We start from the raw sequence: 25,477 nt of genomic DNA on the forward strand, positions 1-25,477 counted from the left end.
AGTTCATTGTAACGTACCCATCAACGGCACTTCAAGCCAAAAACGATAAAAATGTCCTCTTACATGATCCTGTTCAATGATCGCGTGCGGCAATGAAGCGAGCGATTTGTTCAAGTGACTGGGACGCTTGATTTTGCGGCAATTCACGCAATGCCGAAAAACATTTTTCCAAATACTGTTCTGCCATACGATGCGAATATTCAATTCCGCCGGATGAGGTGACGAGGGAGATCGCTTCATTCGCTTCCTCTTCTGTCATATTCCGGTGAATTCGCTTGCGTAACAAATCGCGTTCCGGTGAATGTTCAAGCGCATACAAGACGGGCAATGTAAGGTTCCCCTGACGCAGATCATTGCCTACTGGTTTTCCTAATTTTTCCTGAGTGGATGTAAAATCAAGAATATCGTCAACAATTTGGAAAGCCATCCCCGCAAAATACCCGTATCGTCTGATGTTTTTCAGATCCTTGTCGTTTACGTTGGCTACGAGCGCTCCGAGCGTACAAGCCAATTCAATGAGCAAAGCTGTTTTTCTCTTAATGCGCCTCAAATATGTCCGCAATCCTTGATCCAAATTGTAGAAATCGCGTATCTGTTCGATTTCTCCTTCACACATCGCGACGATCGCCTCGGATAACAGTTGATGGATTCTGACTTGAGGAAATTCGGACAACAACAATAATGCTCTCGCAAAAATGAAATCGCCCGTATACATCGCCATACGGCTCCCCCATTCCGCTTTCACCGTAGGAAGGCCTCGGCGCGTCTTTGCATTATCGATCACATCATCATGAACCAATGTAGCCATATGAATCAGCTCGAGAACAACGGCGATTTTACCTAACTTCTCGATGTCATAATCGCCAAATTGACCGGCCAAGAGCACAAACACAGGGCGGATCCGCTTCCCACCCGCTTTTAACAAGTGGGAAGCAGCTTTTTGCAGATTGCGTTCTTGCGCGTTGATTTCCTCATTCAGCCACCGTTCCACATATTCCAGATCAGGCTTTAAATGAAAATAAATATCCATCAACTTCATCAAACAAATCCACCTTAGAACGTTCGAAGTATTTGATATTGGGTCGTTCGTTGGGCAGCGATCTTTCCGGCGTCTTGGATCAAGCGAACCAGCTCATCCCGGTTCATCCGATTATGTGCCCCTGCAGCGGCAACCACGTTTTCTTCGATCATCGTGCTTCCCATGTCATTACAACCGAATTCCAGGGAAATCTGCCCGATCTTGCTACCCATTGTAACCCAGGACGCTTGTATGTTCTTTATATTATCAAGCACCAGACGCGAAATCGCAACCGTTTTGAGATACTCCACAGCTGTCGCCCGTGTCCCCCGCAACGCGGTATTATCCGGTTGATAGGTCCATGGAATAAAAGCGGTAAAGCGACCTGTCTTGTCTTGTTGTTCCCGTACGCGTAACATGTGCAAGACACGCTCCTCGTACGATTCGCCGAACCCGATGACCATTGTCGCCGTCGTGTTCATCCCTAACCGGTGTGCAGTATCGTGAACCTCCATCCACTTGGTCCATGATCCTTTTAATCGGGAAATACGCATGCGCGTACGGTCGTCAAGAATTTCTGCACCTCCGCCAGGAAGGGAATCAAGACCCGCCTCTTTCAACTGACGGATCACTTCCTCCAGCGATAACCCGGAAACTTCAACCATCTTCCAAATTTCCGCCGCCGAGAAGGAGTGCATCGTTATATCGAATCGGGCTTTTATTTTACGCAAAAGGTCGAGGTAATACTCGAAAGGAAGATCAGGGTGTGTTCCTCCTTGCATCAAAATTTCCGTTCCGCCCAGATCGATCGTCTCTTGAATTTTATCAAAAATAATCTCATCCTTCAGGACATAAGCTTCTTTATGCCCAACTTTTCTATAGAATGCACAAAATGTACAGTACGTATCACATACGTTTGTATAATTGATATTGCGGTTGATCACAAATGTGACAATGTTGTCCGGATGAAGCCGCATCATGACTTTTTTCGCTGCGGATCCGATCTTAAGCAGATCGTCCGATTCGTAAAGGGCGATTCCATCTTCTAACGTCAAGCGCTCCCCCGATAAAGCTTTATCCAATACTTCATCCACGGGCGTTGATTTTGTATTTACCATAGTCATTTACATCACCCCACAGACTCACCTTCGCAGGTGAAGAAAGTAATCCCAAACGATGTGCGGTAGCAAAATACGCCTCGAGTCCCGAAACCAGATGTTCATCAAAATCATAAATTAAGCGGGAGAAATACGATCGCCAAAATTTCTCCGAAAAACCGCACTGTGTCATCGCTGCAAAAATCACCTGATCGAGATGCTGTTCCCCCAACCGTTTACTTTCTAAAAAGAGACGATGAATGTTTTCCACCTTGTGGGGATCTTCCAGCAACAAACGTTTTGAAACAGCAAAGACGGCAAACGTCATGGGAAGGCCTGTATTCCGGTACCATTCGGCTCCAAGATCATACACATGATATGGATGCTTCTGCTGTGACCAGAAGAGTGCCTCATCTCCAATGAGAAGGGCAGCTTCCGCCACTTGCATCATCTCGGGGAGATGAGGATTCATCGTGACATACGACGGATGAACACCGTAATATTCTTCTAAAATGATCTTTAATAGGTTGACTGAAGTAGCGGATGTCCACGTCAATGCCACCGTGCAATCCGCGAGCAAATCGATAGGACGTTTCGAAAACAGGAATATAGATCCAACCGGACCGAGCGACGAGACCGATAAACCACGCAAAGCCACATATTCATCCGCATGTTCTCCGTAAGAAAATGAGGAAATAGGCCCGCAGTCGATCTCCCCTTCCGCCAACCAGGCATTCAGTTGGGAAGGAACTGCCGGCACAAATTCGAATTGCGGGTTGGATGTATCAACGAAATGATAGATCGGCAAGATATTGGTATAACTGATTCTTCCGATACGAATCTTGCTCATTTGACTGGTAGCCCCAAATCCAAAAAGTTGTAATGAGCGTCTCTCGCAACGGGTATTTGTCCAGCCTTCTCGATCAGCCGGTGTAATTCTTTTGGTTCAATGGTTCTCTTATCTTTTTCAAGCGACTGACGGTTCTCCACCGTCACGAGCAAATCATCCACACCGAAGAGAAGCGCGGTTTGTACCAGCTTTTCGTCGGCAAAAGAGAATGAGGTTTGTATATGTTCGATGTTATCCAGCAATAAACGGGAAACGGCGATCACCCGCAAATCGTCATACCCCGTGGAATCGTGACCATACGGATCACGAGTGATCTGAAATGCTTGATAAACAGCTCGTTGATCCTGAAGTTCTCTCGCTTGAAGAAGGCGATCCACGCGTTCTTCCATTGTTAAAGAAAAAAAGTCGGGATCCATTTCTAATGTATTTGTTTCATCTCCATGTTCGTCCACAGAATAGTACACGCGCTTGGCGTGTCTCCCTTCTTTCACGTAGTTGGCCATATAGCCCAATGCGATGATATCGGTCGAACGCATTAATCGATACCCATCCTCTTGGGTCAAGCGTTCACCGGTTTTCACTTTTTCCCACAGATCCGCAAGAGGATGAGAAGCTTCAATCACATCCATTTGTTGTCCTCCCCTCTAGGAAGCAAAAAATTACACGTTGATCCCGTAACGGTGCCACTTCTCATCAACCAGGCGTTTGATTTCTTCCGACATGACGATATCGTTCGGCCATTCGCGGTGATGTCCTTCAGACGGCCATTTTTTTGTCGCGTCGATACCCATTTTCGTGCCGATCAGCGGCATGGGCGATGCATGATCGAGCGCATCGACCGGCCCCTCTACGATCGTGATATCACGTTTCGCGTCGATATTATTAAACACGCGCCATGCAACTTCCGAGAGGTTGTGCACATCGACATCTTCGTCAACCACAATGATGAGTTTCGTAAACATCATTTGTCCTGTGCCCCAAACGGCGTGCATTACTTTTTTAGCCTGCCAGGGGTAGCGTTTCTTGATCGAGAGGATAACACAGTTGTGAAACACGCCTTCAAGCGGCATGTTCATATCGACAACCTCTGGAACAATCGTCCGCAGGAGCGGCAGAAAGATTCTCTCCGTTGCTTTACCCAAAAACGCATCTTCCTGAGGGGGAATCCCTACGATCGTTGTCATATAAATCGGGTTCTTTCGATGTGTAATCGCCGTTAAATGAAAAACTGGGTACAGATCGGCGAGAGAATAGTAACCGGTGTGATCCCCGAAAGGACCCTCCATGCGTAATTCGTCAAGATCAACATATCCTTCTAATACAATTTCCGCATGTGCCGGAACTTCTATATCCACCGTCTTGCACTTTACCATTTCTACGGGAGCCTTTCGCAAAAAACCGGCGAACATCATTTCGTCGATAACAGGAGGAAGGGGAGCTGTAGCCGAATATACGACCGCCGGATCGGCGCCAATCGCAACAGCGACCTCCATGCGCCCTTTTTTTCCCGATTTTTTGAGTTTATCAAAATGATGGGCCCCATCCTTGTGTTTATGCCAATGCATCCCTGTGGTCTTCCCATCAAACACGTGCATGCGGTACATTCCGCAATTGCGTTTACCGGTTTCCGGATCTTTGGAAAAGACCAGAGGCATCGTGATAAATTTGCCTCCGTCATCCGGCCAGCATTTTAAGATCGGCAGCATATCCAGCGACGGTTCGTCAGTGATGACAACTTCCTGACACGGTGCGTGTTTTACCATCTTCGGCAAAAACGAAGAGAGTTCCGCTAATTTCGGCAATGCTTTAAGCTTGTCGAGAAAGGAAGCGGGTGTCGGCGGTTGGATGAGTTCCTTCACTTGTTCGCCGATCTCGTCGAGTGAATGGACTTCCAACGCGAGATTCATTCGCTCGTATGAACCAAACGTATTAATTAAAACAGGTATGTCGAATCCTTTAACATTTTCAAAGAGGAGCGCAGGACCGAATTTTTTTGTTACACGATCGGTGATCTCCGTGATCTCATAAACGGGATCAACCTCCTCACGTACCCGCACCAACAACCCTTTTTTTTCGAGAACTTCTATAAAATGACGTAAGTCTTTATAAGCCATACGAATCTCCTTTTACACTTTCGACTTATAACCGATATGTACCGCTGCGATGCCTCCAGTGAGCAGCCAATATTTCACATGATCAAGTCCTGCCTGTTCAAACATACCCGCCAAAGTGGGAGCATCCGGAAAATCCTTTAAAGACTCCGGTAACCACTGATATGAAACATGGTCTTTAGAAGCCAACGAGCCGATCGCAGGCAAGATTTTCTCGAAATACAGGTAATACAACTTGGAAAACGGAGGCCATGTCGGCTTCGATAACTCGAGGGAAACGACCATTCCACCCGGTTTCACTACGCGGGTCATCTCCTGTAAAACATGCTTGACATCAGGCACGTTGCGCAAAGCAAACCCGATCGTGGCATAATCGAATGTATTATCTGCGAAAGGTAAATCCATGGCATTCCCCTGTATCAGCTGTACCTGTTTGGATACCCCTGCCTCCGCCACTTTCGGTATGGCACAGTCAAGCATTTCTTGACAAAAATCGAGTCCCACAATGCGCCCTTGAGGACCTACGGCCTGCGCCAACGAAATCGTCCAATCCCCTGTTCCCGCAGCGACATCGATCGCGCTTTGGCCAGGCTTGACATTCATTCGAGACATCGCAAATTTTCGCCAGGCTTTATGTCTGCGAAAGCTTAACACGGTATTCATTAAATCGTAATGTTTCGCAATACGCGAGAAAACATAATGAACTTTCTCTTCTTTCGAGAGGAAATCAGCCATATCGCTCCTCCTATCCTTGCTCCACAAACTTCCATTTATTTTGCATCGCTTGCGATATGAATTGGCAAACTGATTGTAGGTGAGAGCGCATGGTTTCTGTCGTCAGAACTGTTGACAGGCGTTCCACTGTAAGCACACATGAGTTCATCAATCGGAACAAGTAAGAAGAAGTGCGGTACTTGACATGATAGGACAACAAACGATTGTCCAACATCTGTCCTAAAGGAACCGATTTCATATATCGTCTCTCTTCAGTAGAAGCTTGATCATACATGTAGATGTTCGCCAAATTCAGAACCCAGTTTCCTTGTTTCAATCCCATATATTCTTCCTTAAGCACATATGCCCTTACCGCAAATGAAACGATATCCTCCCACAAGGAGTCGTTAGGCAAATAGATTTCACGCAATGTGTGCAGAAGTTCACCGTGAATCCTCTCGCTGATACGCATATATCTTTCTTCCGTGCAACTGAAATCGCGCATGTATTTTTCGCGTTCCGCTTTGGCTTCGTTAATTCGGCTAATCGCCCGGGCAAACCGTCCGATTGCGTAGACGTGCCCGTCCTGGGCGAGAAGATGAAAATATTTGCTGGAAAAATAATCCCCCGCCAACACATTCAATTGACGATACCTCTCATCAGGTTGAGCGCTGGCTAACAGAATATCATCATGCACGCGAAGGCCATGATGGATCAGCAGAACGACTGTCATTAAAAGTTCTACGTCTTCAGATGGCAATTCAGCGGCTTGCAACAGGATAAGAGATATGTGCATATGAAACATGTCGAGTTTGGGATTCGGCTGAAAACGCGCCAGATAGGGATGATTCATCTCTCGCAGCACGCGTTCTCGAACTCTTTGAAAGATGTAATTCTCTGTTTTTTCAATCGACACCGTCCCCATCCTCCACACAAGAACAAAATGACAAACCTATAACAAAAACAGTATATCATAAGACAGATAAGAACATAAAAGAAAAAATGTCCGATGCTAATCGGACAATGCACATCATGGATTTGCGTCTGTCAATCTTCTGAAGTCGTATCGATTTGTCCTACTTTCGTATAAACGACCGCTTTCCCTCGGACTTTGATGGCTGACGTGTGTTCCGTGAATTGAGCGATCATGATTTCGCCTTTATCCAACTTCTCTGCATGATGAAAGCGGGTATCCTGGCCTCGCGTCAAGCCGAAGACTTGAACACCGTTCTCTTTAGCCCGAATGACTATATAATCTCCCAGTGATGGTTCTGACATGCGATTTCTCCCTCTCAATGATTACACTTAAGGATTCTCAATAAAAAAGTTTCCTTGTTAAGTATTGATTGAATGTTAATTATACCACAAGACAATCCTATTTGCCATCCTGTCCACGAATACGTGAAGCGCGAGCGGTTATTCTATAAGTGGGAGGTGATGAAGATGCCAAACGGCGTCAGATGCGGTGTTGAAGAATGCATCTATAACTCCGATTATGCTTGTACGGCAGAAAGTATCGAAGTGATGAGCAACGGAAACGATATTGTCGGGACAACCAAAGGTACGCGATGCGCTACGTTTGAGTTCGAAAAACACACAAACAGACACGGGGAAATCGTGCGTTAATAGACTGAATCAGAGAGTTCCCATTCAGGTATGGGAACTCTTTTTCTCTTGGAGGGACATGCACAAGGAAATCTAGCCCATTTTCCTCTCTTTTTCGCGCATGCGCAGTTCGACACGCCGAATCTTGCCAGAAGTCGTTTTCGGTAATGAATCGACAAATTCGATTTCACGCGGATACTTATATGGAGCCGTCAATTTCTTTACATGTTCCTGTAATTCTGAAACCAGCGTTTCTGACGCGAATTCGGGTTGCCGTAAGACGACAAATGCCTTAACGATATGTCCGCGTTCGGGATCCGGACTGGCAACAGCGGCACATTCCGCAACGGCAGGATGTTTAACCAAGGCGTCTTCTACCTCGAAAGGACCGATCGTATATCCCGATGAGATGATAATATCATCCGCACGGCCTTCAAACCAGATATAGCCTTCTTCGTCCCATCTTCCTTGGTCGCCTGTTACATACCATTCGCCGCGGAAAGCTTTTCCTGTACGTTCCGGGTCGTGCAGATAACCACGGAATAATACAGCCGTATCCTTGTGAACGGCTATATCGCCGACTTCCCCTACAGGCAGTTCTTTTCCTTCTTCATCAATGATCGCTATGCGGATACCGGGTGCCGGTCGTCCCATTGAACCCGGCTTCATTTTCATACCTGAAAAAGTTCCCACCAGAAGCGAATTTTCAGTTTGTCCGTAACCATCCCGCACGCGGACATTAAATACACGTTGAAAGGTTTCAATCACTTCGCGGTTCAGAGGTTCACCTGCTGAACAAGCGGAACGCAGAGCACGAAGCTTATATTGTTCAAGATCCTTCACCTTTGCCATCATACGATATTCCGTCGGCGTTGCACAGAGTAAAGAAATCGGATATTTTTCTAAAAATTCGAGATATTTGTTCGCCGAAAAACGTCCATGGTAAACGAATGCGGTTCCTCCTTTCCCCAATATGGAAACGAAAGGACTCCAGACCCATTTCGCCCAACCTGGACTGGCTGTAGCCCATGCGATATCGTCTTCCCGAACATCGAACCAGTACGTGGCTGAAATAGCTAAATGAGCATAAGGCCAAGCATGTACATGTTGTACGCCTTTCGGTCCCCCTGTCGTCCCGGACGTGTATGACAGAAAAGCAAGTTCGTTTGCGTCTGTATCGACAACCTGCCAAACCGTATCTGCATCCCGGATCAGTTCTTCCATGGAAATCCAGCCTTCAGCGGCACCATCAAGCAGGACAAAGAATTGCAATGATTTACATTTATGTCGTATAGAATCCACTTCCGACCGGACGTTACCAAGAGCGATCACCGCTTTTGCTTGTGCATGGTCGGCTCGATATTCGATATCTTTCGCGCGCAGCATTTCTGAACCCGGCATGATCACGGCGCCCATTTTGTTTAATGCCAAGTAAATCGCATAGGCTTCAATCACACGAGGCACCAACACGATCACCTTATCCCCTCTGCAGATGCCCAAACGATGTAACCCGTTCGCTATACGGTTTGATAGCGCTTTCAAATCTCCATACGTAATGCGTCTTGTCTCGCCCGCTTCGTTCTCCCATATGATCGCAGTTTTGTCCGGATTAGCGTCTGAATAGCGATCAATTTCTCCTCCGAAATTATATTTCTCCGGGATCTCCAAGCGGAACTCTTGTACCGCTTTCTCATAATCAAAATCAAATACATGCGTGCTCACGTCAAATTCCTCCTGCATGTTTATCTTTTCAGCCTTGTTACTATTATACGAATAAAACAACAATTCCTACAAGAAGAAAAAAGAGGCTCTAGAAGAGCCCCTTATGTATTGACTATGTCCTTGAATGCTTTTCCTGGCTTAAATGACGGTACTTTGCTTGCTGCAATCTCAATTTCCTCGCCTGTTTGCGGATTTCTCCCCTTTCGTGCGGAGCGTTCGCGTATCTCGAAATTACCGAAGCCAACGATCTGTACTTTATCGCCAGCAGCCAACGCTTCCATAATCGTTTCGAACAATGCGTCGATCGCCTTCCCCGCATCTTTTTTCGTGAGGTTCGCTTTCTCGGATACCTGATTAATTAGGTCGGTCTTATTCATTATCTTCCACCTCCAGTCCGGTGAACGGAAAACTTGTATTATCTTTCTATCCATGATAACAATATTTATACATTAATAGGCAAAAAAACTTTATTCTATTTTGTATTATATCACACGGTCACAGAAAGCTTTTATCGCAACATCACGTAAACAATAAAAAAGAGAGTCAAGTAGCAAGCCCCTCTGCCCTGACTCTCCCGGTTTGATGACTATAAAATGATCGCGATCAGACCGCCACTGCCTTCGTTGATGATCCTCTCAAGTGTTTCCTTCAACTTATATTGGGCATTCTCGGGCATCATCGCCAATTTCGCGGAGATGCCTTCTCGAACAATAGCAGCGAGCGATTTGCCGAAAATATCTGAATCCCAGATTTTCAGCGGATCTTCTTCAAAATCTTGCATCAAATAGCGAACAAGCTCTTCACTTTGTTTTTCAGTACCCACGATCGGTGCAAACTCTGATTCAACATCCACGCGGATCATATGGATCGAGGGAGCCGTCGCTCGAAGCCGCACGCCGAAACGTGAACCTTGGCGAATCAGTTCCGGCTCATCCAATGTCATCTCTTCAAGAACCGGAGGAGCGATACCGTAACCGGTCAACTTCACCATGCGCAATGCTTCAGCAACCTTATCATATTCTCGTTTTGCATACGTGAAGTCTTTCATGAGCTGCAAGAGATGATCTTTCCCGCGGATTTCCACGCCGACGATCTCCGTCAATACTTGGTCATATAGATCATCAGGAGCTGATAAGTCGATATCGGCGATTCCTTGACCCATGTTCATATGTGACAGGGCTGCCCGCGAAACAAAATCGTAATCGTTAAACTGTCCCACCACGCGATCAATGTCGCGCAGTCGCTTGATATCTTTGACTGTGTTGCGCACACATTCTTCAAAATTGGAGCGCAACCAATGATCATTATCGAGAACCATGACCCATGACGGTAAGTTGACATTGACTTCATGTACAGGAAATTCGTACAACGCTTCACGAAGTACCGCTATAATATCTTCCTGAGACATGCTGTTCACCGACAACGGAATCACGGGGATATCATACTTGTCAATTAAATCTTGTCGCAATTGCTCCGTTTCCGGATGATGCGGATGCACTGAATTGATGATCATGACAAACGGTTTCCCCAGTTCCTTTAATTCATTAACCACACGTTCTTCCGCTTCCACATAAGAGTCTCTGCCGATTTCGGAGATTGTTCCGTCTGTCGTTACAACGAGACCAAGAGTCGAGTGATCAGCAATTACTTTACGCGTTCCGACTTCCGCAGCTTCTTGAAAAGGGATCGGTTCATCAAACCAAGGTGTTGTTACCATACGAGGACCATTTTCATCTTCGTACCCCCGCGCCCCCGTACCGCATATCCTACACAATCCACGAGTCGAACATTGATCTCCAAACCTTCGGAGACATTGATTTCTACCGCTTGGTTCGGGATGAACTTCGGCTCGGTCGTCATGATGGTACGGCCGGCTGCACTCTGCGGCAGTTCATCGGTAGCGCGTACCCGATCGGCCTCATCCTTGATATTTGGCAGGACGATCAGTTCCATGAACTTTTTGATGAAGGTCGATTTACCCGTACGAACCGGGCCGACTACGCCGAGGTAGATGTCTCCACCCGTTCGCTCAGCGATATCTTTAAAAATATCGAACTTCTCCACTCTTTTCCCTCCCTCAAATTGTTCGGCGTAGATAATACGCTACCCCTCTGCTCATCCCCTCCCCTTGAACAACTCTTAACGGCGTATGAAAGGCTCAGATGACTCGCACTCAAAAACATAGGACAATACCATATATATGAGCCCCGCAAAGATTTATTCCGAGATGGCTTCGGGGTGTTTTTCTCAGAACAATTTTTCTATTTCTACTTATATGTTTGAAAGAGTGCAAGTAGAACAAGCCTCTCTTCCATAACAAAAAAGACTTTCGAAGCACTTACTTTCCGGTGAAATGAAAAAAGCATTCGAGAAAAGCTCCCGAATGCTATGTTTATGTCCGTTTATCGTCTAAAATTCCACGCATCAGTCGTATATTTTTCACGTCGCAATTGTTCGGTCAGTTTCTTTTCAAATTCCGTCAGATCTTCCTGAACAAGACGGATACCAAGCCCTTTTTCAAACCCCGTGCGAAAAGCCTCAACCGCTTCCTCGTAGCTGACATCTTTTCCACTAGAACCCTTTATTGAAACGGCTTTTTCAAGAAAAGACCGCTTCATTTGCTCCCGTTCTTCTTCCGTCGGGAAGAGCAACACACGAAACAGCAAATCTACGTCCATATCCAACAAGATCGAGCCATGCTGTAAAATCGTACCTCGTTGCCGTGTCTGTGCACTCCCCGCGACTTTGCGTCCTTCAACCACCAATTCATACCAGGACGGTGAATCAAAACATGCGGCCGATCCTAAGCTGGCATAACGATTTTTTTCATCTTCGTCTGCGAGGGATACCATTTCTGCCGATAACCCCAAGGCACGAAACCCTTCCATTAAGCCTTTTGACAAAATTCGGTACGATTCGTTGACCGAACGGGGCATCAATGGATGCGATTCCGCCAACACGACCGAGTAAGTGAGTTCCTTGTCATGGAGGACAGCTCTGCCTCCTGTTGGACGGCGTACAAATCCCAATCGGTGTTCATGCAATTGATCGAAATCGATCTCACGCTTCGCCCGTTGAAAATAACCAATGCTCAAAGTAGGCGGATTCCAAGCGTAAAAGCGCACGGTCGGGGGAACGAGCCCCTGGCTGTGCGCTGTCAATATCGCTTCATCAATTGCCATGTTCGTGGCCGGGTCACTTACGCCAGTATCGAGTAAACGCCACGTCTCCATAGCTCTATCAGTCCTTATTCGTTGATCGATGCCTCATACTGATCCGCTGTGAGGAGGGCGTCCAGTTCAGCCGCATCCTTAATTTCCACAACGATCATCCAGCCTTTTCCATATGGATCTTCATTTACCAATTCAGGGGAATCATCCAGTTCCGTATTGACTTCGACCACTTTTCCGGAAACAGGAACGTATAAATCGGAAACCGTTTTTACCGACTCCACGGTACCAAACGTTGAATTTTGTTCAATCTCAGTCCCTACTTCCGGCAGTTCAACAAAAACGACATCCCCTAACTCGGATTGTGCAAAATCGGTAATGCCGATGTATGCACGGTTTCCTTCCACGCGTACCCATTCATGTTCTTTCGTGTACTTCAATTCTTTTGGCGTATGGCTCATGGCACAATACCTCCTGGCAATTATTCAAGTATGTACTGCTAAAATACGTAATTATTGTAGCAAAATTATGATTCCCAGGAAAGTGATACCGCACGCGCGACTTCTTCCATCTCATGGGTTCTGCCGCGCTCCATGAGATCTTCAACCGCTTCCATAGGTTCTTTTCCTTCGAACAGCACTTGATAAATCGCTCTCGTAATCGGCATTTCCACATCGTATTGGGCAGAAAGGCGGTATGCGATCTCAGTTGTACGAACCCCTTCGACTACCATGTTCATTTTCCGTAAAACTGCGTCTAATTTTTCTCCTTTTCCCAGCAAAAAACCTGCACGCCAATTTCTGCTGTGCTGTGAGGTGCATGTGACGACGAGATCCCCCACACCTGCCAATCCGGTAAAAGTCAGCTGGGCCGCTCCCATCTTCACGCCGAGCCGACTGATTTCCGCCAAACCACGTGTCATCAAAGCGGCTTTTGCATTATCTCCGAAACCGAGACCATCTGATAAGCCGCATCCGAGCGCAATGATATTCTTTAATGCGCCGCCAAGTTCCGTTCCGATAACGTCTGGATTTGTGTAGACACGAAAAGAATTATTCATTAACAGATTTTGGATTCTCTCCGCTGTAGCCCGCGCCGCCGAAGCCACCACGACCGTCGTCGGCAAACGGCGGCTCACTTCTTCCGCATGACTCGGCCCGGAAACGACTGCAATCTGCCTCTTTGTGAGTTGCGTCAACTCCGCTTGTAAAACTTCGCTCATGCGTTGATAACCTTGGATATCAAATCCTTTGGTCGCATGGGCAACGAAAGCATCCTCACGTACATATGGAACCATCATGCGGACAGTTTCCCGGAAAGAGCCGGACGGAACGACGACAAAAATGTGTTCTTGCCCCTCAATGACAGATTGTAAATCCGACGTAGCGCGAATCCCCTCAGGCAATCTCACGTGAGGAAGATACTTCTCATTGGTACGTCTATACGTAATCTCATCCGCCACTTCCTGCCGCCGCGCCCATAACCGTACATCATATCCGTTATCGGCCAATACCATAGCCAATGCTGTGCCCCAACTGCCGGCACCAACAACAGCAACCGAACCGTTCATAAGCTCCCCCTTCCCGGCTATTTCAGTTCCCGCTTCTTCCCTAACCGTTTTTCCTCACCTTTCAATAATCTGTCAATGTTCGAGCGATGGCGCCACAAAGCCATCACTGCGAGAATCAATGTGAACCAAAAATCATTCATCGGCAGGTGATAAATGAATACAAAAATGGGCATGAGTGTGGTGAATGTTAGGGAAGCGAGAGAGACGATCCGCAAGAGCAAGAGCAACAAGATCGCCACAAGACCGGCTGAGAGTGCCGCCAGGGGCACGAGAGTAAAAGTAACTCCGATCGTTGTAGCGATACCTTTCCCACCGCGAAAGCCATAATAGATCGGCCAATTATGGCCTGCGATCGCAGCAATTCCTGCGAATACTCCCGCGGTCTCCTGTCCTCCTGTCAGCCTTTCAGCGATAAGTACGGCGACGACCCCTTTTAAAAGATCGGCCAGCAACACAACCGCGGCCACTTTCGGCCCCAAAACCCGTAACGTGTTCGTTGCACCCGCGTTACCGGAGCCATGCTCACGGATATCAATTCCGGCAATCATGCGTCCTGCCAAATAGCTGGATGAAATCGAACCAAGCAAATAAGCGATTGCAACTGCGAATATGAGCACCCCGGTTTCTCCTCCAATACCTTATTAATGAATAGAAAGGGAATCGTTCTCTCTTCGTACTCGCACTTTTATGTCTTTTGACGGATGTACAGACGAATCGGTGTCCCTTCAAAACCGAACGCGTCACGCAGTTTGTTCTCTAAATAACGTTCATACGAAAAATGACTAAGTTCCGGGTCGTTGACAAAAACGGCAAACGTCGGTGGCTTGACGGACACTTGAGTCGCATAGTAGATCCGTAACTTGCGACCTTTATCGGTAGGAGGAGGTGTCATGACCACCGCGTCTTCAATGACGGAATTGACTGTAGACGTCGGAATACGCATCGCGTGTTGCTCGGCAACCGCAACAACCAAATCTAATATTTTGTGAACGCGCTGTCTCGTTTTTGCCGACACAAATAAAATGGGAGCCCACGGCATAAATGGAAATTCTTTTCGGATTAATTTTTCAAAATTTCTCGCCGTCTTGTCATCCTTCTCGACGAGATCCCACTTGTTTACCACGATAATGATCGCTTTTCCTTCTTCCAAGGCATAGCCCACGATGCGTTTATCCTGTTCGATAATCCCTTCTTCGCCATTGATAACGAGAACGGCGACATCACACCGTTCGATCGCACGCATCGCACGCATGACTGAATATCGTTCGGTCGTCTCATATACCTTTCCGCGCTTTCTCATACCCGCCGTATCGATCAACACGAAATCCTGACCATCTTTGTAGAAAAGTGTATCGACTGCATCTCGTGTGGTACCGGCGATCGGTGATACCATGACGCGATTTTCACCGAGGATCGCATTCACGAGAGATGATTTTCCCACATTGGGGCGCCCGATCAGAGCCACCCGGATCACATCTTCATCGTATTCTTCCTCATCATCTTCCGGAAAGTGCTTAATGACCTCATCGAGCAGATCCCCCAGCCCGGTCCCATGTCCCGCAGAAATGGGAATCGGTTCACCGAATCCAAGCTCATAAAAATCGAAACGATTATGTAGCTTACTGGGGTCGTCCAACTTATTCACAGCGAGTATTACCGGCTTTTTGGAGCGGCGCAAGATTTCTGCCACTTCTTGATCGGCCGGTGTGAGCCCTGTGAGTCCGTCCACCAGAAAGATAATCACATGCGCTTCATCGATCGCCAATTCAGCTTGCTCACGAATACGCATTAGGATTTCATCTTCGTCCCCGACTTCGATTCCACCCGTATCAATGATATGGAAATTCCGATCCAACCACTGCGCTTTCGAATAAATACGATCCCGGGTGATTCCGGGTTTATCTTCGACGATTGCAATTCGTTCCCCTGCGAGTCGATTAAATAATGTGGACTTTCCCACATTCGGTCTGCCAACGATGGCTACCACAGGTTTGGGCATTGTAAAAGATCCCTGCCTTTCTTTTATTCAATTAGATATTATCCTATGTGCTTTGGAGTCAGTCAACCTCGGTCTTCTTGCATCCACTTGTGCTATAACTTACATGGCCCGTCAGTGTCTCACGAGTATGATTGTACCAGGTTTGACTTCATGCGCCATCGCATCCATTATTTTTTCAAGATTGAAAGCTGTTTTTTGTAGCTCTTCTTCATCTTTCGCAAAAAAAATAGGACCGCTGCCGCCTACACTTTCCCGGTCTGTCGTAATCACTGCGAGGATAAAATTTTCAAGCGTATTCGCCATAACATTACCTCCCGGCAGGATCCATGTGGCGATCCGGTTTTACATCCGCCTGCAAAGGCTTACGCAGAGAGCTCTCGAGCATCGGGGATTTTTTGATAATTTCAATGGCCTTCTTTGGATCTTTGTCCAATGGAAGGAGAAAGAAACCGACATTCCCCGTTTCCAAGTCTCGTTTTGCCAAGGGAACCAGGGAGGGTTCACCGCTGTCCCGGTAGACTCCGAGAATCGTGGAGACATCGTGCAATATCGATTGCCTTTGCCCGAGATGTGCGAACGATGTGCGCCCATTCGGGTTATTGGGTTCGACCACAATCCCTATTCCATGTTTAAGAATCCTTTCACGGGTATCCTTCAATCCGATGTTCATGATGACGATATCATCCACCATCAAATAAGGACCCTTGAAATACAACTTTCCTTCTCGGACTTTCGCAAAATCTTGTACCGTTTTTCCGCTCATATAACGGCTTAAAACAAAAATGGTGATCACACCGGCAAGAATTCCTCCCCACCAATGCAAGAGATAAGTAAAGAGAGAAGAAAGAAAGGAAGTGAAGATAACGAGATAATTGCGCCCTTCAAAGACCATCGCAATCCCTTCGATGTAGGTGACTCCCCTCGGAACTAATTCCATCTGATCGACATTGGATAACATCTGCCGTTCCATGTTACGTACTTCACGAAATTGTGAAGCGGCTAATGTCAGGAATGTGATGGCCGTATAATCTTTTTTCAGCAAAGAAGGGACAGCCACTGCCCCCAACCCGGATGCGATTACACCTAAAGCGATATGAATGACACGTCCATGAGGATATGTAGGATAATAACGATAGTCTGTCCGAAGCATGTATAACCGCGAGAAAACCCCCAAGATCGTACCAACGATGATCATGCGTGTATATTGATCGATTTGCATCATGATGTTCCCCTCTCGTATGACTCTTTGCTGTTCATGATGCGTGTGCGAACGAATTGAAAAGCGGTGCGTAAGAAATAGTGCAACAAAACACTCCCCAATGCTGCAGATGCCATAAGATCGCGTGTATCCCCGTCCGCCCACACGATTTGCATCGCTGACATTTGAAAATGAATGACCGGATAAAGGAGAGAAGCGGTAAAAATACCAGCAACCCCTCCTGTGACAGCAGCCAATTGTGATCGCATAAAGATGACTGAAATCAAACACGCAACAAATGGATAAAGGATTTTCCCATCCACTAAAAACATGGCCGGGTCATAAGGGACCAGCGTCATGAGAATCAGTTCCACCGATGCGACCGTACATACACAAGAAAGAATATAAATGGAATGTGTCAACCGTTTTGACTTATACATTGAAACTGTTGTTACAAACAAGAGAAAAAGCATACCGCCCAGATTGAACGATCCAAACCTAGTATCCACATCCTTCGTTGTTGCAAATAGAAAAGCGAGCAATAGGATCCCAAACGCTTTTGGCGAGATGCCGATCTCACCGCACAGGCTCTTCCCCCAATCGGTTAGGAGCAAAATCACACCGACGATAGCGAGTACGGTGGCTATTACACCCGGATTCATGGAATCCCTCCTTATCTATCAATCAACAGTTTTACCGAGTGTAATAGCGGTTATACATTTCCAAGAAAGTAAAAAAGACCGCTGAACTCATCATCAGCGGTCTTTGCGACACCGTGTCGCATACCTCTGTATATCAATTGTACGCGCATGACACCAATCAGCCGTAAAACCTGTGATTACGAGAGGGACGTCACGCAGTTCCGAAATCGTATTGCATCCCAATATCGTCATGATCACACGCAATTCTTCATGTAAATGAGTGATCTCATCGATGAGGGCTTCTAGTCCTTCCTCCTGCAAGATACGCAAAAAGGAACCGGCGATCCCGACGACTGATGCCCCCAAAGATAGTGATTTGGCGACATCCAATGCATTGCGTATGCCCCCGGAAGCAATCACGTCAACACGATCGAGAAAAGGCCCAGCCTCCAGTAATGAGATCGCGGCGGACTGTCCCCATGTTTCAATAGAGACAAACCGCCTGTGCTTACGGCGCTCATTTTCAATACGGATAAAATTCGTTCCGCCGCGTCCCCCCACGTCAATGATGCGAACACCGATATCGATGAGTTCTTTGTAGGTCTCATACGACATTCCGAAACCGACTTCTTTTACAATCACGGGAACGGGGGAGTACTTGACAATTTCCGCGATCCGTTTCCGTATACCGCGAAATGATCGATCTCCTTCCGGCATAATGAGTTCTTGCGGCACATTTACATGCAACTGTAACAGATCCGCTTGAATCATCTCAACCGCTCGAATCGCATCTTCGACACTTGCGTCCGCACCGAGATTTGCCGCAATAATCCCCTGTGGATTCACTTCGCGAACGACCGAATAGGTATGTATGAGCGCAGGATCAACTATGGCAGCACGTTGGGAACCGACAGCCATCGCTACACCAGTTTCGGCAGCAGCGATCGCCAACTTCCTGTTGATCTCTTTCGTTTTGTCTGCGCCGCCCGTCATCGCATTGATAAGAATCGGCGAACTGAAAGTCAGTTCGCCGATTCGAGTTTCCAAAGCCGTTTCGGAAAGATCACTCTCAGGCAGGGATTGATGTACAAAGCGGATATCTTCAAATCCTCCGCATTCATGAGTCCTTTGAGCCAGCGCGAGCCGAATATGTTCGAGTTTACGAGTCTCGCGTGACAAATCTATCCCTCGCTTTACTGATTTCTTTTAAACAGATCACCGAAGACATCACCAATGGTTACACCCGTTCCGTGTGCGTGTGTTTTTTCCACATACTCTTTCACGTCACGACGATTTTTCTCATGTTCCGCTTGGCGGATCGACAAGGAAATGCGTTGCTTTTCCTCGCTTACATCGAGAATTTTCACTTTCACTTGTTGACCAACTTCTAATACATCGTGCGGTGTGGCAATATGACGGTTCGCGATCTGCGAAATATGAACGAGTCCTTCAATTCCAGGCAGGAGCTCGACAAAAGCTCCGAAAGAAACCAGACGTTTGACCGTTCCGGTGACAACATCCCCCGGTTTGAATTTCTCTTCGACGCCCGCCCAAGGACCGGGTTGCGCTTCTTTGATGGACAATGAAATTCGTCCCTTTTCAGGATCAACTTTCAAGACTTTTACATTTACACGATCTCCTACTTGGACAACTTCAGTAGGATCCTCTACACGATGCCATGCCAGTTCCGAGATATGAACCAATCCGTCAACACCGCCGATATCGACGAATACCCCGAAATTCGTGAGTCGTTGAACGGTTCCTTCGATGATTTGCCCGGGCTGGAGAGAGTGTAGCAATTCCTGTTTCTTGCGCTCCATCTCTTCATCAAGAACCGCTTTCGCCGAAAGAATGACCTTATTGTTTTCCCGGTCGAATTCAACGATCTTAACACGCAATGTGCGTCCCTTATAATCGGAAAAGTCTTCAACAAAATGCTGTTCTACCAAGGACGCAGGAATGAATGCGCGCACACCCAAATCGGCTACAAGCCCGCCTTTGACGATATCCGCCACTTTAACTTCCAGAACTTCTCCTTCTTCATACGAACGTTGCAAACGCTCCCACGCTTTCTCAGCATCGACAGCCTTTTTGGAAAGAATCAGTTTCCCTTCCTCATCGTTGATGCGCAAAACCTTGACTTCCACTTCATCTCCTTCTGCCAGCACATCGGATACATGTTCTATACGGAGCGGTGAAAGTTCACCGATTGGAATGACACCGTCAAACTTATAACCGACATTGACGATCGCTTGACCATCTTCAACTTTTGTTACACGACCTTTTACAACATCACCTTTTCTTAATGTCAGAACATCTGTTATTTGATTCATTTCCTCCGACATGAACGGGAACCTCCTTTTTCTTTCATCCATCCTTGAAAGAATATATTTGCAGTCCGACGATCAGTGCGAAGCATTGCCACTTTGTCGAACGACATGATCCTTGTTAAAGAAATGCACTTATAGTATGCTTACTAACCTCGACATGATATGCAAAACGTTCCTGAATGATCAATCTCTTGTTTCCATCAATGCGCGGATTTCATCCATGATTTTTAAACTCACTTCATCAAGGAAAGCGGAAGTCAATTTCTGATCCCGGTATTGGCTCAAGTCGATCGGTTTCCCAAAGACGATTCGAATCGGTCGGAACATCCGAAAGGGACCGATGATGGCAGCAGGTACAACCACCGCATTCCCTTTTATCGCCAATAATGAGACACCGGATTGCGGTTTGCCCAACCGTCCCGTCTTGCTTCTCGTTCCCTCGGGAAAGATGCCAAGCACATCGCCGCGCTGCAAAATGGAGAGAGCCGTGCGCAAGGCGGCGCGATCACCTGCCCCTCTTTTTACCGGAAAAGCGCCAAAACGACGAATCAAAAATGAGATGACGGGAATACGAAACAATTCTTCTTTCGCCATAAAGAAGACTTGACGCTCCAAGGACGCTCCCAGCAAAGGGGGATCAAGCAACGATATATGATTGGAACAAACAACCACCGCTCCGCTCGTCGGGACATTTTCTCGACCTTCGATACGCCAACGGTACACAACTTTGAACAGCAAGCGGAAAAGGCTGCGGAAAGCGACATACAACATCCTACTCAGCCCCTTTTCGATCTGTGCCTAGATAGTTGAGGCAAATACCCAAGATTCGCTCAACCACTTGTCCGATCGAGAGTCCAGTGGAATCGATCAACACGGCATCGCTAGCCTGCTCAAGCGGTGCGATATCACGCTTACTATCCAATTCATCACGCTTGCGTATCTCTTCTTCTATTTCTTCTAATGTGACCAAATATCCTTTCTCTAACATATCCTGAAAACGTCGTTCTGCTCGCGTGCGTAGGGACGCGGTTAAAAAAATCTTCACATCGGCGTCGGGCAAAACATATGTACCAATATCCCTTCCGTCCATCACGACACCCTGTCGGCTGGCCAGAGCCCTTTGTTTCACGACCATATGTTTGCGAACACCCGGAATTGCAGAAATGACCGATACAGCTCTTGTAACTGAAGGCGTACGAATCTCTTCGGTTACATCTTCCCCATCAAGAATCACGAGTTGCCCCGAAGGACTGTTTTGCAAAAGAATCTGCGTACGTTCAGCCAAATCAGTCACCATATCTCGATCAGAAAAATCAATATGATTTCGAATGACTTTCAGAGTTAAAGCGCGGTACATCGCCCCTGTATCCACGTAAAGAATACCGAGTCTCTGGGCGACTCGTTTGGCCACAGTACTCTTTCCAGCCCCAGCCGGCCCATCTATGGCCACACGCAATCGTTTCATGAAAATACAATGCCCCCCGAGATCTTCTTTTTGAACACGTTTAAAACAAAAAGCAGGCAACGCCCGCTTTTGAATGACAACTATTTACTTAACACGACATCCGTATGTCAGGACGAGATTAAGCAAACGGTGTGCAGTTGTCACTCCGACGAAGCCCAAATATTGGAGCAGTAAGGTTTAATCCCATACTACCACAAGGAAAATGAGGGTGCAAGCATACTTCACGGAATCAATTCTACAGGCCAAAGTTTTGTCACTTGATCGCCGGGAACCTCCACTTCATAACCGGACGGAGGAAAAGCGATCGAAGGATCGTCGTTTTCTATGATGAAACGATAGATTCCCGGACCGTTCACGCGCAATGAGATCTGGCTTTGATCCTTCACATGAACCGAAACCGCTCGATCCGAAAATTGCGCGACCTCTTTTCCGTCAACGAAAACCCATGCATTCTGCGGCAGATCGGATGAAAGAACGCGTATGGTCAGGTCCCCTCCGTCGGCTTGCACACGACCCTCCTTTGAAACACTATCGACCGCCGGCACTTTGCTCATGAGATGGGAACGTGTGGAAGGAATGGCCAAAAAAAACTGAATCATAAGGATCGAACCCATGCCCAGAAGAATCAGACGTAGCATCAGCCTGTCAAAACGATTCGTTCCCATCAGATGAGACATGGATTCTTTTCTCACGTTTTTCCGCATCACGTACACCCCCATCTGGTACATGTCTATGTTCGTACAATTCGGTTGATGCGAATCGATAACAGATATGCATGCGAATGAACGGACAGCCCATGACATAGATATATAGCAAAACATGAGACGAGGAGTATCATCATGGCACGGATCCTGATTAAAAGCGTTCGTATTTCGTTTTCACGTTTTATCATTCCAGGCATATTACTCATCGTCTTTATCTGTACGATTTCCTTTTTTTCTGGCTCAGGAATTCTTCGAACAACTACCCATACTGCAGAAACGATCGTATTAGTGGATGCAGGTCACGGTGGATATGACCCCGGAGTGAAAGCGGGAAAAGTCTTGGAAAAAGATCTGACTCTGACAGTTGCCAAGAAACTGAAAACCGCCCTTGAACAGCGAGGGATGCAGTGTGCGTTGACACGCGATACGGATACCGATTTTGCGGAGAAAGGCCAACAAGGAAAAATAGCGAAAAGGGGAGATCTTAATAAACGAATCGAGATAGCCACGCAAACCCGCGCACAAATCTTTGTCTCCATTCATGTCAACAATTCCACGCTCGCCACACGCGGGGGAGCCGAAGTATTTTACAACCAGGTTGACGGAGCACAACAACTTGGGGAAGCAATACAAGACTCTCTTCACCGAATACCTGGGATGTCAAAACGCTCAGCAAAACCGGAAACGTACTACTTATTGCGAAATTTGAATATGCCAGCTGTCATCGTTGAGATCGGTTATCTCAATATTGCGGTTGAGCGTCAAAAATTGACAAATCCCGAATACCAAGAACAACTCGCACAAGCGATCGCCTCTGGTATCGAAGAATTTGTAAAAGGAAAATAAAACATTCACAAAGATGAAACACGTGGTTTCCTTGGTGGCCGTGACGGTTTCGTGATTCCATCCGGCCACCAGTCACCACAGGCTACCTCTTCTTACGAAACAGTCTTCAACTTCTCTACCCCTTGTTCCTCACCCGTGTTCGCATCGATGAAGACTTTGTACGTGTTGTTATCTAGAGTACCTAAAAATTCCCATACCAACTTTTCTTTGCCCAAATCATTCTGTACAATTGCCAAGCGCCGTTCTGCCACTCGCATAGTTGGAGAGACGAATTTTCTCGCCTGCTCGGCTGTCAACTTCGGTGTTACATCCATCCTTTGTCTATGATGAAATAACCAATCCTGATCATTGAAGCCTACCACATCTCCATTATCCAAAGCCACTTTTACAGTGATCGTGTCCGGGTACACGGTCACATTGCCTTGCTGATATGCGAACGTGTAGATCCCTACATTATCAAATTGATTCGTTTTTGTTAGTGTCAAATTTTTGAATCCGTGATTGGCGAGCCAAGCTTCTGCTTTTTCCTGTGCTTGCACGAGATCCAACCTCGCTTCTCCTACCTCCCGTTGATCCACCATCCACACGACATGGCCGCCTTTGACCGTTTGACCCAAGAAGATTTTTCCACCCTTCGACTTATCAACAGTCACAGAATATGAAGGATACGACGTGCCTTGCCCATTTGGCATCACTTGAATCGGTTTGGTATCACTCATTCCGAAGAAGTTGGCCACCTGTTTTGCCGCCTGCTCCGGTGTGACGTTATTCCCAGATACGTTTTGGATATTCGGTCGGTTACGCGATTTCAGATCCGTGACAGTCGGAGACTGCAGTTCCGGATATTGCGAAACTCTTTTATCAATCATGCGAAATCCATCGACGATTTGATTATCTGTTTTCTTATTCTGCTCGGAGAGAGCGATTTCCGCATCCATCCAACGAAGATTCTTCTCGATCACAGCCGTCTGCAGTTTTCTCAAATTCTGTTCCACATCGTTCGACTCTTTATACAATTGATGTAATGTTTTCCTTTCCTGTTCATTGAGCGGTTGTTTTTGTGTATCCCGTATGGCAATGTGATATGTAAAATTCCCGAGATCTTGCAGAAATTCCTGTGTACGGTTGAAGGGCATCAATGTTAACGGGAGTTGACCCACATCCGCCTGTGCCGAGTACGCCAATCTCCACACGTTCGATAAACAAGGGGATAATTGTCTCGCCGAATTGATCGCTAATGATTTACCCAATTCATCTTGTAAAAGATCCATATGTGAGGACAGATCATGAAAAGCCCGCTGGTACTGGTTTTCCGCTTTCAATAAGAGCGCTTGTTTCTGTTGGTGCTCACGGTAACCCCAAAAACCAGTGATCACAAGCGCAATAAACAAGACGCCTGACAACACTTTACTCACCATTTGATCCTACCTCCTTTATAAACGACTAACGACAGAAAATGTGTTTGCCAATCTGCTTGATTTGCGGGCGTGACCATATCCATTTGGAAGACGCTGTCGCCGGATTGAAATAGTAAACGGCACCGTCTGACGGATCCCAACCGTTTAACGCATCCAGAACGGCTTTGTAAGCTGTACTATTGGGAGACAACCAAATTTGCCCATCTGAGACTGCCGTAAATGCACCTGGTTGATAAATAATTCCCGGAATCGTTTTGGGAAAACGGGGATCCTCAAGGCGGTTCAAGATGGTTGCAGCCACGGCAACTTGCCCGATGAACGGCTCTCCTCTGGCTTCTCCATTGACGGCTCTCGCTAGTAACATGATATCGTTGTTAGTGATTCTGCCGCGTGGTGAATAGTGCATGATCGATCCCTTGTGAGATCTGGTTGCGCGATAATTGCGCGTCGCCCGATACAGTTTTTCTTTTGTTTGCTGCCCAACGATCCCATCCGCGCGAATTCCGAAGCGGTATTGAAAGTTCCGCACCGCCCAGTACGTTCTCCAGCCAAAGATTCCGTCGATCGGACCATGATAATACCCTAAATGCTTTAGACGGCCTTGCAATTCGTAAACATCACCACCGGTGCTTCCTCTCACCAGGTTACGATTCGTAAACGCGGGCGAGGAAGGGTCTTTTAATTCAGCGACTGGAGCCCTTACGGTGATAAATGATACGAGGATACTCATAGACGCGATGAACAAACCCCATTTCAGTTTCATTTTTCCCCCTCCAAATGAGAATGGCTTGACTTCCTTTCTTTAGATTTGCAAATCACGAAAGGAATTATGCCGAAACGGAGGAATAGAAAAAGCGGAAGACAAAGTCTCCCGCCAAAATCATTAGTTTAGTGTCTCGATTTCAAAATCCCGTTCATTGTCGCATAAGCAGCGTTTGAATCCTGTATCGATATGTCCTTTAACGTTTCGCGTGCCTCGCAATATGTAGCTTTCACCACACAGTCTGCATCGGATATGC

At 46.8% G+C, this 25,477-nt stretch carries 27 protein-coding genes and 1 pseudogene; 2 read left to right on the forward strand and 26 right to left on the reverse strand.

Going from position 1 to position 25,477, the window contains the following annotated elements; genetic code table 11:
* Positions 1-73: 73 nt before the first annotated feature.
* From DNHGIG_RS19065 to mtrB, 8 genes are all read right to left on the reverse strand, one after another.
* A complete protein-coding gene (locus DNHGIG_RS19065) occupies positions 74-1,039 on the reverse strand; it encodes a polyprenyl synthetase family protein (protein WP_282201091.1) in 966 nt (321 codons plus the stop codon).
* 14 nt (positions 1,040-1,053) lie between these two features.
* Positions 1,054-2,142 (reverse strand): cyclic dehypoxanthinyl futalosine synthase, encoded by a 1,089-nt coding sequence (mqnC, locus tag DNHGIG_RS19070; protein ID WP_282201092.1) that lies wholly within the window; start codon positions 2,140-2,142, stop codon positions 1,054-1,056.
* A complete protein-coding gene (locus DNHGIG_RS19075; RefSeq protein WP_282201093.1) occupies positions 2,105-2,965 on the reverse strand; it encodes a menaquinone biosynthetic enzyme MqnA/MqnD family protein in 861 nt (286 codons plus the stop codon). Before DNHGIG_RS19075 ends, mqnC begins: the two co-directional genes overlap by 38 nt.
* Positions 2,962-3,594 (reverse strand): hypothetical protein, encoded by a 633-nt coding sequence (locus DNHGIG_RS19080; protein ID WP_282201094.1) that lies wholly within the window; start codon positions 3,592-3,594, stop codon positions 2,962-2,964. The genes DNHGIG_RS19075 and DNHGIG_RS19080 overlap by 4 nt, the downstream gene beginning before the upstream one ends.
* A gap of 30 nt (positions 3,595-3,624) precedes the next feature.
* Positions 3,625-5,079: a menaquinone biosynthesis decarboxylase gene (locus DNHGIG_RS19085; RefSeq protein WP_282201095.1), complete on the reverse strand. Its 1,455-nt coding sequence runs from the start codon at positions 5,077-5,079 to the stop codon at positions 3,625-3,627.
* Positions 5,080-5,091: 12 nt separating this feature from the next.
* Positions 5,092-5,811 (reverse strand): demethylmenaquinone methyltransferase, encoded by a 720-nt coding sequence (locus DNHGIG_RS19090; RefSeq protein ID WP_282201096.1) that lies wholly within the window; start codon positions 5,809-5,811, stop codon positions 5,092-5,094.
* Positions 5,812-5,821: 10 nt separating this feature from the next.
* Positions 5,822-6,706, reverse strand: a complete 885-nt coding sequence (locus DNHGIG_RS19095; RefSeq protein ID WP_282201097.1) for a heptaprenyl diphosphate synthase component 1 — start codon at positions 6,704-6,706, stop codon at positions 5,822-5,824.
* A 131-nt stretch (positions 6,707-6,837) separates the two neighbouring features.
* Positions 6,838-7,068 carry a trp RNA-binding attenuation protein MtrB gene (mtrB, locus tag DNHGIG_RS19100; protein WP_282201098.1) on the reverse strand — a complete coding sequence of 77 codons (231 nt, stop codon included), beginning with the start codon at positions 7,066-7,068 and terminating at the stop codon, positions 6,838-6,840.
* A gap of 165 nt (positions 7,069-7,233) precedes the next feature.
* On the opposite strand from mtrB, the gene DNHGIG_RS19105 reads away from it, so the two are divergent.
* Complete coding sequence (locus DNHGIG_RS19105; protein ID WP_282201099.1) at positions 7,234-7,416, forward strand: DUF1540 domain-containing protein; 183 nt, start codon at positions 7,234-7,236, stop codon at positions 7,414-7,416.
* A gap of 72 nt (positions 7,417-7,488) precedes the next feature.
* Here DNHGIG_RS19105 and DNHGIG_RS19110 read toward each other — a convergent pair whose 3' ends face one another.
* From DNHGIG_RS19110 to DNHGIG_RS19185, 16 genes and pseudogenes are all read right to left on the reverse strand, one after another.
* Complete coding sequence (locus DNHGIG_RS19110) at positions 7,489-9,117, reverse strand: acetate--CoA ligase (protein ID WP_282201100.1); 1,629 nt, start codon at positions 9,115-9,117, stop codon at positions 7,489-7,491.
* Between the two features lie 101 nt (positions 9,118-9,218).
* Positions 9,219-9,494 carry a non-specific DNA-binding protein Hbs gene (gene hbs, locus DNHGIG_RS19115; RefSeq protein ID WP_282201101.1) on the reverse strand — a complete coding sequence of 92 codons (276 nt, stop codon included), beginning with the start codon at positions 9,492-9,494 and terminating at the stop codon, positions 9,219-9,221.
* 209 nt (positions 9,495-9,703) lie between these two features.
* Positions 9,704-11,181: pseudogene (gene spoIVA, locus DNHGIG_RS19120) on the reverse strand (stage IV sporulation protein A).
* A gap of 338 nt (positions 11,182-11,519) precedes the next feature.
* Positions 11,520-12,350 (reverse strand): lipoate--protein ligase family protein, encoded by an 831-nt coding sequence (locus DNHGIG_RS19125; protein WP_282201102.1) that lies wholly within the window; start codon positions 12,348-12,350, stop codon positions 11,520-11,522.
* A gap of 14 nt (positions 12,351-12,364) precedes the next feature.
* Positions 12,365-12,748 carry a glycine cleavage system protein GcvH gene (gene gcvH, locus DNHGIG_RS19130; protein WP_282201103.1) on the reverse strand — a complete coding sequence of 128 codons (384 nt, stop codon included), beginning with the start codon at positions 12,746-12,748 and terminating at the stop codon, positions 12,365-12,367.
* A gap of 65 nt (positions 12,749-12,813) precedes the next feature.
* A complete protein-coding gene (locus tag DNHGIG_RS19135) occupies positions 12,814-13,857 on the reverse strand; it encodes an NAD(P)H-dependent glycerol-3-phosphate dehydrogenase (RefSeq protein ID WP_282201104.1) in 1,044 nt (347 codons plus the stop codon).
* A 17-nt stretch (positions 13,858-13,874) separates the two neighbouring features.
* On the reverse strand, positions 13,875-14,474 hold the full coding sequence (gene plsY / locus DNHGIG_RS19140; protein ID WP_282201105.1) for a glycerol-3-phosphate 1-O-acyltransferase PlsY: 600 nt from the start codon (positions 14,472-14,474) through the stop codon (positions 13,875-13,877).
* 68 nt (positions 14,475-14,542) lie between these two features.
* Positions 14,543-15,856 (reverse strand): ribosome biogenesis GTPase Der, encoded by a 1,314-nt coding sequence (der, locus tag DNHGIG_RS19145; RefSeq protein WP_282201106.1) that lies wholly within the window; start codon positions 15,854-15,856, stop codon positions 14,543-14,545.
* A 111-nt stretch (positions 15,857-15,967) separates the two neighbouring features.
* Positions 15,968-16,159, reverse strand: a complete 192-nt coding sequence (locus DNHGIG_RS19150) for a capping complex subunit for YIEGIA (RefSeq protein ID WP_282201107.1) — start codon at positions 16,157-16,159, stop codon at positions 15,968-15,970.
* A 4-nt stretch (positions 16,160-16,163) separates the two neighbouring features.
* Complete coding sequence (locus DNHGIG_RS19155; RefSeq protein WP_282201108.1) at positions 16,164-17,075, reverse strand: YIEGIA family protein; 912 nt, start codon at positions 17,073-17,075, stop codon at positions 16,164-16,166.
* Complete coding sequence (locus DNHGIG_RS19160; RefSeq protein WP_282201109.1) at positions 17,075-17,716, reverse strand: YphA family membrane protein; 642 nt, start codon at positions 17,714-17,716, stop codon at positions 17,075-17,077. Before DNHGIG_RS19160 ends, DNHGIG_RS19155 begins: the two co-directional genes overlap by 1 nt.
* A 93-nt stretch (positions 17,717-17,809) precedes the next feature.
* Positions 17,810-18,874 carry a type 2 isopentenyl-diphosphate Delta-isomerase gene (fni, locus tag DNHGIG_RS19165; protein WP_282201110.1) on the reverse strand — a complete coding sequence of 355 codons (1,065 nt, stop codon included), beginning with the start codon at positions 18,872-18,874 and terminating at the stop codon, positions 17,810-17,812.
* A gap of 14 nt (positions 18,875-18,888) precedes the next feature.
* A complete protein-coding gene (gene rpsA / locus DNHGIG_RS19170) occupies positions 18,889-20,040 on the reverse strand; it encodes a 30S ribosomal protein S1 (RefSeq protein WP_282201111.1) in 1,152 nt (383 codons plus the stop codon).
* Positions 20,041-20,208: 168 nt separating this feature from the next.
* Positions 20,209-20,796 carry a lysophospholipid acyltransferase family protein gene (locus DNHGIG_RS19175; RefSeq protein ID WP_282201112.1) on the reverse strand — a complete coding sequence of 196 codons (588 nt, stop codon included), beginning with the start codon at positions 20,794-20,796 and terminating at the stop codon, positions 20,209-20,211.
* A 1-nt stretch (position 20,797) separates the two neighbouring features.
* The gene (gene cmk, locus DNHGIG_RS19180; RefSeq protein WP_282201113.1) at positions 20,798-21,490 is read right to left on the reverse strand and encodes a (d)CMP kinase; all 693 of its coding nucleotides are present in this window, start codon (positions 21,488-21,490) and stop codon (positions 20,798-20,800) included.
* Between the two features lie 221 nt (positions 21,491-21,711).
* Complete coding sequence (locus DNHGIG_RS19185; RefSeq protein WP_282201114.1) at positions 21,712-22,194, reverse strand: hypothetical protein; 483 nt, start codon at positions 22,192-22,194, stop codon at positions 21,712-21,714.
* Between the two features lie 135 nt (positions 22,195-22,329).
* On the opposite strand from DNHGIG_RS19185, the gene DNHGIG_RS19190 reads away from it, so the two are divergent.
* Positions 22,330-23,040 (forward strand): N-acetylmuramoyl-L-alanine amidase family protein, encoded by a 711-nt coding sequence (locus tag DNHGIG_RS19190; RefSeq protein ID WP_282201115.1) that lies wholly within the window; start codon positions 22,330-22,332, stop codon positions 23,038-23,040.
* A gap of 92 nt (positions 23,041-23,132) precedes the next feature.
* On the opposite strand, the gene ypeB is transcribed toward DNHGIG_RS19190, so the two are convergent.
* Both ypeB and sleB read right to left on the reverse strand, forming a co-directional pair.
* Positions 23,133-24,458 carry a germination protein YpeB gene (gene ypeB, locus DNHGIG_RS19195; RefSeq protein ID WP_282201116.1) on the reverse strand — a complete coding sequence of 442 codons (1,326 nt, stop codon included), beginning with the start codon at positions 24,456-24,458 and terminating at the stop codon, positions 23,133-23,135.
* A 25-nt stretch (positions 24,459-24,483) separates the two neighbouring features.
* A complete protein-coding gene (sleB, locus tag DNHGIG_RS19200; protein ID WP_282201117.1) occupies positions 24,484-25,221 on the reverse strand; it encodes a spore cortex-lytic enzyme in 738 nt (245 codons plus the stop codon).
* Positions 25,222-25,477 lie beyond the last annotated feature (256 nt).

Source organism: Collibacillus ludicampi, from assembly GCF_023705585.1.
Classification (GTDB): Bacteria; Bacillota; Bacilli; order Tumebacillales; family BOQE01; genus Collibacillus; species Collibacillus ludicampi.

Excerpts from the sequence above, each read along its gene's own strand:
- DNHGIG_RS19090 (WP_282201096.1), bottom strand. The coding sequence starts at position 5,811 with ATGGCTGATTTCCTCTCGAAAGAAGAGAAAGTTCATTATGTTTTCTCG.
- DNHGIG_RS19075 (WP_282201093.1), bottom strand. The coding sequence starts at position 2,965 with ATGAGCAAGATTCGTATCGGAAGAATCAGTTATACCAATATCTTGCCG.
- sleB (WP_282201117.1), bottom strand. The coding sequence starts at position 25,221 with ATGAAACTGAAATGGGGTTTGTTCATCGCGTCTATGAGTATCCTCGTA.
- DNHGIG_RS19080 (WP_282201094.1), bottom strand. The coding sequence starts at position 3,594 with ATGGATGTGATTGAAGCTTCTCATCCTCTTGCGGATCTGTGGGAAAAA.
- DNHGIG_RS19185 (WP_282201114.1), bottom strand. The coding sequence starts at position 22,194 with ATGCGGAAAAACGTGAGAAAAGAATCCATGTCTCATCTGATGGGAACG.
- DNHGIG_RS19155 (WP_282201108.1), bottom strand. The coding sequence starts at position 17,075 with ATGCAAATCGATCAATATACACGCATGATCATCGTTGGTACGATCTTG.
- cmk (WP_282201113.1), bottom strand. The coding sequence starts at position 21,490 with ATGAAACGATTGCGTGTGGCCATAGATGGGCCGGCTGGGGCTGGAAAG.
- DNHGIG_RS19190 (WP_282201115.1), top strand. The coding sequence starts at position 22,330 with ATGGCACGGATCCTGATTAAAAGCGTTCGTATTTCGTTTTCACGTTTT.
- DNHGIG_RS19135 (WP_282201104.1), bottom strand. The coding sequence starts at position 13,857 with ATGAACGGTTCGGTTGCTGTTGTTGGTGCCGGCAGTTGGGGCACAGCA.
- DNHGIG_RS19160 (WP_282201109.1), bottom strand. The coding sequence starts at position 17,716 with ATGAATCCGGGTGTAATAGCCACCGTACTCGCTATCGTCGGTGTGATT.
- DNHGIG_RS19125 (WP_282201102.1), bottom strand. The coding sequence starts at position 12,350 with ATGGAGACGTGGCGTTTACTCGATACTGGCGTAAGTGACCCGGCCACG.
- DNHGIG_RS19065 (WP_282201091.1), bottom strand. The coding sequence starts at position 1,039 with ATGAAGTTGATGGATATTTATTTTCATTTAAAGCCTGATCTGGAATAT.
- ypeB (WP_282201116.1), bottom strand. The coding sequence starts at position 24,458 with ATGGTGAGTAAAGTGTTGTCAGGCGTCTTGTTTATTGCGCTTGTGATC.
- der (WP_282201106.1), bottom strand. The coding sequence starts at position 15,856 with ATGCCCAAACCTGTGGTAGCCATCGTTGGCAGACCGAATGTGGGAAAG.
- DNHGIG_RS19085 (WP_282201095.1), bottom strand. The coding sequence starts at position 5,079 with ATGGCTTATAAAGACTTACGTCATTTTATAGAAGTTCTCGAAAAAAAA.
- DNHGIG_RS19175 (WP_282201112.1), bottom strand. The coding sequence starts at position 20,796 with ATGTTGTATGTCGCTTTCCGCAGCCTTTTCCGCTTGCTGTTCAAAGTT.
- mqnC (WP_282201092.1), bottom strand. The coding sequence starts at position 2,142 with ATGACTATGGTAAATACAAAATCAACGCCCGTGGATGAAGTATTGGAT.
- DNHGIG_RS19105 (WP_282201099.1), top strand. The coding sequence starts at position 7,234 with ATGCCAAACGGCGTCAGATGCGGTGTTGAAGAATGCATCTATAACTCC.
- mtrB (WP_282201098.1), bottom strand. The coding sequence starts at position 7,068 with ATGTCAGAACCATCACTGGGAGATTATATAGTCATTCGGGCTAAAGAG.
- hbs (WP_282201101.1), bottom strand. The coding sequence starts at position 9,494 with ATGAATAAGACCGACCTAATTAATCAGGTATCCGAGAAAGCGAACCTC.
- DNHGIG_RS19150 (WP_282201107.1), bottom strand. The coding sequence starts at position 16,159 with ATGGCGAATACGCTTGAAAATTTTATCCTCGCAGTGATTACGACAGAC.
- rpsA (WP_282201111.1), bottom strand. The coding sequence starts at position 20,040 with ATGTCGGAGGAAATGAATCAAATAACAGATGTTCTGACATTAAGAAAA.
- gcvH (WP_282201103.1), bottom strand. The coding sequence starts at position 12,748 with ATGAGCCATACGCCAAAAGAATTGAAGTACACGAAAGAACATGAATGG.